The sequence below is a fragment of the Streptococcus hillyeri genome, assembly GCF_003686955.1.
Taxonomy (GTDB): Bacteria; Bacillota; Bacilli; order Lactobacillales; family Streptococcaceae; genus Streptococcus; species Streptococcus hillyeri.
The window spans coordinates 25,186-35,769 of sequence record NZ_RCVM01000018.1; the positions used below are offsets into that span (position 1 = coordinate 25,186).

9 protein-coding genes are annotated in these 10,584 nt (G+C 38.6%); 2 read left to right on the forward strand and 7 right to left on the reverse strand.

What is annotated here, in order from left to right:
• Nucleotides 1–15: 15 nt before the first annotated feature.
• Complete coding sequence (gene nrdE, locus EAF07_RS08365; RefSeq protein ID WP_121836112.1) at nt 16–2,175, forward strand: class 1b ribonucleoside-diphosphate reductase subunit alpha; 2,160 nt, start codon at nt 16–18, stop codon at nt 2,173–2,175.
• Nucleotides 2,176–2,266: 91 nt separating this feature from the next.
• On the opposite strand, the gene EAF07_RS08370 is transcribed toward nrdE, so the two are convergent.
• Nucleotides 2,267–2,587, reverse strand: coding sequence for a hypothetical protein (locus tag EAF07_RS08370; RefSeq protein ID WP_142925598.1), 321 nt, complete (start codon nt 2,585–2,587; stop codon nt 2,267–2,269).
• Nucleotides 2,588–2,671: 84 nt separating this feature from the next.
• Here EAF07_RS08370 and nrdF point away from each other — a divergent pair, with 84 nt between their 5' ends.
• The gene (nrdF, locus tag EAF07_RS08375; protein WP_121836114.1) at nt 2,672–3,628 is read left to right on the forward strand and encodes a class 1b ribonucleoside-diphosphate reductase subunit beta; all 957 of its coding nucleotides are present in this window, start codon (nt 2,672–2,674) and stop codon (nt 3,626–3,628) included.
• A 633-nt stretch (nt 3,629–4,261) separates the two neighbouring features.
• Here the strand turns inward: nrdF and EAF07_RS08380 are convergent.
• The 6 genes from EAF07_RS08380 to cpsA all read right to left on the reverse strand — a co-directional run bounded on the left by EAF07_RS08380 (nt 4,262) and on the right by cpsA (nt 10,379).
• Nucleotides 4,262–4,663 (reverse strand): GNAT family N-acetyltransferase, encoded by a 402-nt coding sequence (locus EAF07_RS08380; protein WP_121836115.1) that lies wholly within the window; start codon nt 4,661–4,663, stop codon nt 4,262–4,264.
• Nucleotides 4,664–4,783: 120 nt separating this feature from the next.
• Nucleotides 4,784–6,613: a translation elongation factor 4 gene (lepA, locus tag EAF07_RS08385; RefSeq protein ID WP_121836116.1), complete on the reverse strand. Its 1,830-nt coding sequence runs from the start codon at nt 6,611–6,613 to the stop codon at nt 4,784–4,786.
• A gap of 127 nt (nt 6,614–6,740) precedes the next feature.
• Nucleotides 6,741–7,469, reverse strand: a complete 729-nt coding sequence (locus EAF07_RS08390) for a tyrosine-protein kinase (RefSeq protein WP_121836117.1) — start codon at nt 7,467–7,469, stop codon at nt 6,741–6,743.
• Between the two features lie 8 nt (nt 7,470–7,477).
• A complete protein-coding gene (locus tag EAF07_RS08395) occupies nt 7,478–8,173 on the reverse strand; it encodes a YveK family protein (protein ID WP_121836118.1) in 696 nt (231 codons plus the stop codon).
• Between the two features lie 8 nt (nt 8,174–8,181).
• Complete coding sequence (gene cps4B, locus EAF07_RS08400; protein ID WP_121836119.1) at nt 8,182–8,913, reverse strand: capsular polysaccharide biosynthesis protein Cps4B; 732 nt, start codon at nt 8,911–8,913, stop codon at nt 8,182–8,184.
• A gap of 2 nt (nt 8,914–8,915) precedes the next feature.
• Nucleotides 8,916–10,379, reverse strand: a complete 1,464-nt coding sequence (cpsA, locus tag EAF07_RS08405; RefSeq protein ID WP_121836120.1) for an LCP family glycopolymer transferase CpsA — start codon at nt 10,377–10,379, stop codon at nt 8,916–8,918.
• Between the last annotated feature and the right edge of the window lie 205 nt (nt 10,380–10,584).

A 10,584-nucleotide genomic window follows, 5' to 3' on the forward strand; every position in this document is an offset into this window, starting at 1 on the left:
AAGGAACTAATAGAGATGAGTCTTAAAGAACTTGGCGATGTGTCCTACTTCCGCCTCAATAATGAAATCAATCGTCCTGTCAATGGACAAATCATGTTACACAAAGATAGAGAGGCCCTCAAAGCTTTCTTTAGCGAAAATGTGATTCCAAATACACTCGCTTTTGATAACATGATGGCAAAAATCAACTACTTAATTGAACATGATTATATTGAAACAGAATTTATCAGCAAATATGCTCCTGATTTTATCGAAAAATTGGCTGCTGATTTGAAAAATGAAAACTTCCAATTCAAATCGTTCATGGCTGCTTACAAATTTTATCAGCAATACGCTTTAAAAACCAATGACGGGGACTTCTACTTGGAAAGTATTGAGGACCGTGTCATGTTCAACGCCCTCTATTTTGCAGATGGTAATGAAGAATTAGCACATGACTTGGCGATGGAAATGATTCACCAGCGCTATCAGCCAGCAACTCCATCATTCTTGAATGCTGGACGTAGCCGTCGTGGTGAACTTGTTTCTTGCTTCTTGATTCAAGTTACTGATGATATGAACTCAATCGGACGTTCCATCAACTCTGCTCTGCAATTGTCTCGTATCGGCGGAGGTGTTGGTATCAGTCTCAATAATCTTCGTGAAGCTGGCGCTCCTATTAAAGGTTATGCAGGTGCTGCTTCTGGGGTTGTCCCTGTTATGAAACTCTTCGAAGATAGTTTTTCTTACTCTAACCAACTAGGACAACGTCAAGGGGCTGGTGTGGTTTACCTTAATGTTTTCCACCCAGATATCATTGCTTTCTTGTCAACGAAAAAGGAAAATGCGGATGAAAAAGTCCGTGTCAAAACCCTTTCTCTTGGGGTGACTGTTCCAGATAAATTCTACGAACTCGCTCGCAATAATGAAGACATGTACCTTTTTAGCCCTTATAGTGTTGAAAAAGAGTATGGTATTCCATTCAATTACATTGACATCACAGAAATGTACGATGAATTGGTAGCCAATCCAAATATTAACAAAACGAAGATTAAAGCTCGTGATTTAGAAACTGAAATTTCTAAACTCCAGCAAGAATCTGGTTACCCTTATATTGTCAATATTGATACAGCAAACCGTGCGAATCCAATTGACGGTAAAATCATCATGTCTAACCTCTGTTCAGAAATTCTTCAAATCCAGACGCCAAGTCACATCAATGATGCACAAGAATTTCTTCAAATGGGGATGGATATCTCATGTAACCTTGGCTCAACCAATATTATCAACATGATGACTTCTCCAGACTTTGGAAAATCAATCAAGGCCATGACACGCGCGCTAACATTTGTCACAGATAGTTCAAGCATCGATGCTGTGCCAACCGTAAAATATGGTAACAGCCAGGCTCATACTTTCGGTCTTGGTGCCATGGGACTTCATTCATACCTTGCGACACACCATATCGAATATGGCTCACCCGAATCTATTGAGTTTACAGATATCTACTTTATGCTCTTAAATTACTGGACACTTGTAGAATCAAATAATATTGCTCGTGAGCGTGGCATTACTTTTGCGAATTTTGAGAAATCTGCTTATGCTGATGGCTCTTACTTCGACAAATACGTTACAGGCAAATTTGTACCAAAATCAGAATTGGTTAAAGAGCTCTTCAAAGATCACTTTATTCCGCAAGCAGAGGATTGGGAAGCCCTTCGTCAAGCTGTTATGGCAGATGGTTTATATCATCAAAACCGCCTAGCAGTCGCACCAAACGGCTCTATTAGCTACATTAACGACTGCTCTGCTTCTATCCATCCCATTACGCAACGTATTGAAGAACGTCAAGAGAAAAAAATTGGTAAGATTTACTACCCAGCTTACGGTTTGTCAACAGATACCATTCCATATTACCAATCAGCCTATGATATGGATATGCGCAAGATGATCGACGTCTATGCTGCGGCTACAGAGCATGTGGACCAAGGGCTCTCAATGACCCTCTTTATGCGTAGCGAAATCCCAACTGGGCTTTATGAGTGGAAAACAGAAAGCAAACAAACGACACGTGATCTTTCTATCCTTCGTAACTATGCCTTCAATAAAGGGGTTAAATCGATCTACTACGTCCGTACCTACACAGATGATGGCGAAGAGGTTGGTGCTAACCAATGTGAAAGCTGTGTGATTTAATCGCCTTACATCTCTGAACACATAAAAGAGGCAAAGACCATCACGTCTCTGCCTCTTCCTTTGTCTCGTCATACCTCTTATACTAATTCATTTAAACATCATTTTTAGGGGCTCTTTTTAAAAGTAAGGCTTTCGTGTAGCGCCAAAAGCGATAACCTATCCAAATGGCAATCGCTAGGCTAACAATAGCCACTAAGATAATTGCCCAGTTCCTTTCTCCCTTCAGAATGACCGAAAACAGTTGAACAGTTAGCCAACTAAATATAAGGGTACTGATTAACCATACGGTGTAAATACCTCCTCTAATAGCACTCTCAGAAAAACTATTCCCCTTAGGATGCTCTAACAACCAACGGTCACTTATGAAAATGAATCCTCCTAAGATGAACTCCATTATCATTTCTACTAACACTACGCATTTTCCCCCACTTCTCTCTTTTCCTTATCATAACAAAATATGATATAATAAACAAATAAAACTAAAAAGGAAACACTCATGAACTACTATAGCGCCATTAACTGGAACGAAATTGAAGACGTTATCGACAAATCAACTTGGGAAAAATTAACCGAGCAATTCTGGCTCGATACCCGTATCCCACTGTCAAACGACCTTGACGACTGGCGTAAACTAAGCGCAGATGAAAAAGATTTGGTTGGTAAAGTCTTCGGTGGACTGACCCTCCTTGACACGATGCAGTCTGAATCTGGTATTGAAGCCATCCGTGCAGATGTTAGAACACCTCATGAGGAAGCTGTTCTGAACAATATCCAATTCATGGAATCTGTTCACGCTAAATCTTACTCTTCGATTTTTTCAACCTTAAACACAAAAAAAGAAATTGAAGATATCTTTGAATGGACAAACAATAACGAATTCCTGCAAAAAAAAGCTGAAATCATCAATGAAATTTATAAAAATGGCGATGCCCTTCAGAAAAAAGTAGCTTCTACCTATCTTGAAACCTTCCTTTTCTACTCAGGTTTCTTTACGCCACTCTACTACCTCGGTAATAACAAATTGGCTAACGTTGCTGAAATTATTAAACTGATTATTCGTGACGAATCTGTACACGGTACCTATATCGGTTATAAATTCCAACTCGGTTTTAATGAATTATCAGAAGAAAAGCAGGCTGAATTCCGTGAATGGATGTACGACCTCCTCTACGAACTTTATGAAAATGAAGAAAACTATACTAAGTCACTCTATGACACTGTCGGTTGGACCGAGGAGGTTATGACCTTCTTGCGCTACAATGCCAATAAAGCCCTTATGAATCTTGGTCAAGACCCTCTTTTCCCAGATACTGCAGACGATGTTAACCCAATTGTCATGAATGGTATCTCAACAGGAACTAGCAACCACGACTTCTTCTCTCAAGTCGGTAACGGCTATCTCCTTGGTACCGTTGAAGCTATGAAAGACGACGACTATAACTACGGACTGTAATAAAAACAATATATTATCTTAAATTATAGAGTAAAAAGCATAGTATCAAATTAACATTGTTGATACTATGCTTTTTCAATTACCTACTTTTATCTTGTATAACAAAAGCAATAATGCGCGTCAGCAAGTTTTTATACTCATCCAAAATCAAAATTAGCAGTTTAAGTCAAATCAAGAACCAATAAATGGATTGATTTTCCAGAGCTTCTTTCGCCATGGTGGTATTCTTATTAGTGAAACTGTCCAGTGGACAGTTTTAGCCCAAGTTCAGAAATAAAAGAAGGAGGGGAATTGGCTTGATAAGAACGGATTTTTGGGAGAACTACAGAAATTGAAAATCAATTTCGTAGTAGTTCCCCCGCAAGGATGATTAGGGTGGACGCTATCGAGTAGTCGACAAGTACAGCCAATCATCTACTGTGAAAAAGAGGTTCAAATCTAGCAATGAAACTCCGTAGGAGGTTTTGACGCTGACTTCTTCAGCTCTATTTCCCACCTAAAAATTTCCCAAACCTTATCGACTGTGACGAACTCTGTTCGTCTTATTTCCCACCTCCAAAGGTCTGGGAGACCTTTGGAGCGTCCGCACTTTTAAGAAAGAAGCAAAAAGTAATTTTTAATTTTTGACAAGTATTAGAACTGACAGCTCATCTCTAAACAAGGTAATTCCTCACCCCAAATATCTAGATAACGGCTTTTAATAAATCCCATTTTCTCATAGAATGCTCTCGTTTTTGCATATTCGCTACTTGGATAAGCTTCTGATAATGTTTTTACCAAGAGAGCTGTCTTTTCCTTTTGGCGGGCAAACTCTTTTAATGTGTCCATCATTAATGATCCGATTCCTTGATTTTGATAGGATTTCAAAACTCCCATGCAATCTATTTCAAACCCTTCAGATGTTTCTATCAAGCTCATAAATCCAATATAATCCTGAGAATCTTTTGCCAATAAACAAATCTGATTACCAGCTGTATCAATGTATTCTTTGGTAGATTCGGGGATGCCAAACCATTCAGGTAAATCATCGAAAATTTATTTGACAACTTGCCTATTTTGTACAAACGCTTTTGAAATGATAACTTCCATACTTTCCACAATATTCTTTCTCCTTTCAAAAAAGAGGATGTTCTCACAACCTCTTTTTTAACAGACTTATTTCTCATCTTCATCCATTGAAAGTACGCTGAGGAAGGCTTCTTGTGGCACTTCAACAGAACCGATGGCTTTCATACGTTTCTTACCAGCTTTTTGTTTTTCAAGCAGTTTACGTTTACGAGAAACGTCACCACCATAACATTTAGCCAAGACGTTTTTACGGAGAGCCTTGATATCTGTACGGGCAACAATCTTGTGTCCAATCGCTGCTTGGATTGGCACCTCAAACTGTTGACGAGGGATGATTTTTTTCAACTTATCAACGATGAGTTTTCCACGCTCATAAGCAAAATCTTTGTGAACGATAAAGCTGAGCGCATCGACCTTGTCACCGTTGAGCAAGATATCCATCTTAACCAGTTTAGAAGTGCGGTACTCTGAAATTTCATAGTCAAATGACGCATAACCACGTGTAGAAGATTTCAATTTGTCAAAGAAGTCAAAGACAATCTCAGCAAGCGGAATTTGGTAAATAACATTAACACGATTGTCATCAATGTAGTCCATGGTCACAAAATCTCCACGTTTGCGCTGTGCCAACTCCATCACAGCACCAACGTATTCTTGTGGAACCATGATTTGTGCCTTAACGTAGGGCTCTTCAATGGATTGAATACGGGTTGGATCAGGAAATTCAGATGGGTTTGACACTTCAACCATCTCACCGTCTGTCGTATTGACATGGTAAACTACCGACGGCGCTGTCATAATCAAATCAATATTAAATTCACGTTCCAATCTCTCTTGGATAACGTCCATGTGAAGAAGACCTAGGAAACCACAACGGAAACCAAAGCCAAGTGCTTGAGAGGTTTCTGGTTCAAATTGCAGACTAGCATCGTTCAATTGAAGTTTTTCAAGGGCTTCACGAAGGTCATTGTATTTATTGGATTCGATTGGGTAAAGACCTGCGAAAACCATTGGATTCATTTGTTTGTATCCAGCCAAGGCTTCGCTCGCAGGATTATCTGCTAGAGTGACCGTATCACCCACACGGGTATCCGCAACTGTCTTGATTGAGGCAGCAATATAGCCAACATCACCAGTCGCTAGATAGTCACGACCAATCGCCTTAGGTGTAAAAATCCCCACTTCGGTAACATCGAACGTCTTACCGTTACTCATCATCTGGATGGTATCACCTGGCTTCACGACACCATTAACCACACGCACCTGCAAAATTACTCCACGATAAGGGTCATAAACCGAGTCAAAAATCAAGGCTTGAAGAGGCGCTGTCACATCTCCTGTTGGTGCTGGAACTTTTTCAACGATTTGTTCAAGGATTTCTTCAATTCCGATACCTGCTTTAGCAGATGTTGGCACAGCTTCTGAGGCGTCAAGACCAATCACATCTTCAATTTCCTGACGCACACGCTCTGGATCAGCTGCAGGTAGGTCGATTTTATTGATAATTGGCAAGATTTCCAAATCATTATCCAAGGCAAGATACACATTTGCTAAGGTCTGAGCCTCAATCCCTTGCGCCGCATCAACGACCAAAATTGCCCCCTCACAAGCCGCTAGAGAACGAGACACCTCATAGGTAAAGTCAACGTGTCCTGGCGTGTCAATCAAGTGGAAAATATAGGTCTCACCATCTTTAGCCTTATAATTTAATTGCACCGCATTAAGTTTGATGGTAATGCCTCGTTCACGCTCCAAATCCATGCTATCTAAAAGTTGCGCTTGCATTTCACGGCTTGAAACTGTCTCGGTTTTTTCTAAAATACGGTCTGCCAAAGTTGATTTTCCATGGTCAATATGAGCAATAATTGAGAAGTTACGAATCTTCCCTTGGCGTTTTTTTAGTTCTTCTAAATTCATATCTGTTCCTATACTTCTTGTAATCTATCTCATTTATTATACCAAAAAAGAGCCTAAGACAAAAGTCCTGACTCTCTATTGTTTTAGCCTTATTTCAACTGTCTCGACCAGAAAATAATGCTAGAGACTATCTTCTACGTCTACTCTTCTTATCTGTCTTAGCCGTTTTCTGACCGTAACTTCCGTAACTGCCATAATTGCCGTAGGTACCATAAGAATCTAATTGGCTATCTACCTTGTTCAAGACAATTCCAAGGAAGGTTGCACCACTCTGTTCCATCTGCTCTTTTGCTTTTTTGATGAATTTTCGCTTAATAGCCCCTGCTTCTATCACAATAATTGTGCCATCACATTTTTGAGCAATAATTGCCGCATCAATAACTAAGCCAATTGGTGGCGTATCAATGATAATATAGTCGTAATACTCTTTTAAGCTATCAATCATACTTGTAAAATTGGTGTTTTGTAAAAGAGTAGTCGGATTTGGTGCCGTTTTACCAGAAGGAACAACTGATAAATTTGGAACATTAGTTTCACAAATTGCTTCTGATAGATAAGAGTTACCTGATAGATAGCTCGTTAAGCCATTGACCTTACCCGTTGCTTTAAAGGTTCCAGATAAAACTGAGTTACGAGTATCTGCATCAATCAAAAGCGTTTTAAATCCTGCCTGAGCAAAAGAAACAGCCAAGTTAGTTGATGTCGTTGATTTCCCTTCTCCAGGTTGAACAGAGGTCAAAGCAATCACACGAATGTCTTGACCACTAAACTGGATATTAGTACGAATACTATTACAATACTCCTCAACTTCTGTGTAGAGATCTTGTTTGGATTTTACTAATTCTAAAACTGCCATGATAACTCCTATTTGATCTTATTTGTATCCGGAACAATGCCAAGAAGAGTCATATGAAGAACTTCTTCAACATCTTCAACACGGTGCACGCGATCATCTAATAATTCTTTGACAAGAACAAGCGCAACTGCTATGAAACCACCCACTAGAAATCCTAATAGAGTATTTCTTTTAAGATTTGGAGTCGCTGAAGAAGACGATGGCTCTGCTGCCTCAACCGTTTTAACATCCTCAACATTTGTTACTTCTTTAACCTTTTCAGAAGCAACTTCTCGATAAGCATTGGCTAACTGACTAGCAACTTCTGGATTTTCATCCGTTACTGTAATTGAAATAATACGAGTATTAGCTGGTATGTCAATTCTTGTTTTTGATGCTAGACCAGAAACACTTAAATCCAGCTGCTCACGTTCAATAACTCCTGCAAGAACTGTTTTTGAAGTGATAATCTCTTTATAGTCTTTTACTAAATAATCCCCAGCTTGCAAATCTTGTGTGGAAATTTTAGACTCGTCAGTCCCTTTATTAACAACATAAAGTTTTGTCAACGATTCATATTGAGGGGTTAGTAGGAAGATACTAGCTGCCAAAGCTATAAAAGCAAAAGTGAGGGCTGTAAAAATAATAGCAAATTTACGTAGCCATAATTTTTTCAAAAGGTGGACCACATCGATCTCTTGTTGTGTATCATTTTGATTTTGCATGATTTCTCCTAAATAAATTGATTTGCTAATAATATTTTCTGATTATCATGGAAGAGTTGCCTTGCTTTTTTAGTACCAAACCTCTTTTCAATGAGCACATAAGCTTCTTTCATATAAGGTTTACGATTATCTAAATTGTGCATGTCACTAGCAACACAATGGACTAAATTTTCTTCCAAAAAATAAGTCGCACGTTTTTTAAAGACTTTATATTTATCACCAAATAACTTAGCCTTTAAAACGTGAGAGCTATTGATTTGAGTGTAACACCCTAAGTCAATAAGCTCCTTAACACGATCTTTACGATTTTCCAAAGCATTATAACGTTCTATGTGAGCAACAACAGGTGTGATTCCTATATTTAGAAGATCAGTCACCGCTCCATGGATTGTCTTCCAGGGTGTTCCTGTACTAAATTCAACTAAGGCAAAGCGGGTACCATTCATGGTTGGAATAGTCTGTTTCTCTAATTTTGCAATAATATCTGTTGTGAAATAAAGTTCCCCACCATAAAGCAAAGTCATTTCTGGTAAAAGCTCCTTAATTTCTTCTTGTAACACTATAAAATTGGAAAGAATCGTCACCTCTGGCGTCTCAAACATCCCTTTTCGCCTATGGGAGGTCGCAACAATGGTTCTAACTCCTTGCCGATAAGCTTCTTTGATTAATTCTATGCTTTCTTCTAGAGTTTCTGGCCCATCATCAACCCCAAAAATAATGTGAGAATGGATATCTATCATGATTAATTTCCTTCCATAGTTGCCTTAATCGCTTCTTTAGCTGACTCCAGGCTCGCATTATCAATACTTAGCATATATAACCTTGCTGTTGGCATCGCATAGGATGGAAGTTGACCCGTTGAGCCAGTGCCAGTAATTGCTTGAGAAGTTACATCATATCTCTGTTTGGAATCCAACTGCCCATTTGCTAGCGTCATCATTGTTTCAAATGGCATATCTGTTTGGATAGAATTACCTAATCCATTAATAATTTGACTGTACTTGGCAACAGAATCTAAGCTAGTTAATTTATTAATAAGGGCTGTGATAACTTTCATTTGATTCTTACCACGATCATCGTCCCCATGCTCTAGAGAGTAGCGCTCACGAACAAATACCAAAGCTTGTTCTGAACTCATGGTCACTTCTCCAACGGGAAAATGATGCTTACCACTTGTGAACTCTTGTTCATTTGTCACGGTCACACCACCTACTAAATCAATCAATTTAAGGAACGTTGTAAAATTAATCCGAGCATAATAATTGATATCAATTCCATACAGATTCTCTAAAGTATGCATCGAAGCATCTACACCATAGATCCCTGCATGGGTCAATTTATCGTATTGATTATTACCACCATCCGCTATAGGTACATAGGAATCCCTAGGTGTTGTCGTTAACAAAATTTTATGTGTTGAACGATTAACAGTCATAATAATATTAACATCTGATCGTGAAACAGAGGAAATGGACCCATAGGTATCAATACCGGAAATATAGACATTGAAACTGTCTGATTCCGTCTTGGTCTGATTCGTACTCTCAACTTTTTTCTTGATTGTATAGGTATAAATCGTCTTGACTTTACTATCAAAATCTTCATGATTACTTCTTAGTAACTCAGCATAGGCTGAATTCATGACCATCGCTTTATCATCCCCAGCCAAAAGACTTTCATAAGCTGTAGAATAGGATAAGGAGGTTTTCTCAGATAAGGTAACACCTTTATCAGAAGTAATACGGCTAAGCAAAGCTGAAATATTATCTCCATCACTAGATACTGGTGCCAAAACTGAACTTAATTGCGCAACATCTGAAATATCACTATCAACTGGTACCATGACACTCATCTCAATTTGTGAAACTTTAGCCGTTGTGTTTAACTTATTTGAAAAATCCAATGCAGACTTAACAAAAAACAAGCCACTCCCCAGAGCCACAATCATTAAACCAAGAAAAACGGTCACCACTGCCCTGACTTTTTTACTCAAAATCAATAGCAACAAGATAACCATTAAAATCCCTAAAACGATCGGAATAATAAAGTTTTGGCTGTTAAATCCTAAAATATTATAAGTCAACAAAACGACTACTACAGCAACCGTTAAAAGGGTGGTTACTGCCCACAAGACAATATTAATGCCTCCCAACAATCCATGTTTCGTTGACGCCTGAGATGTTCTACGACGACTCCGTGAAGACATCATAATCCTCCTAATTTTTACGTTTTCCTTTTATTATACTTCAATTTTCTGTTTTTTACAAATATACCAGGTCATCTTCACGACAAACGCATGAAATCTTCTATTTCCATTTTGCAAGTGTTGAAAGTTTTTTGCCCTAAAGCAATTGTTTTAAATACTTGTCAAAGGACAGACTTAGGGCATATTTCTTACGACGCAGACTCAT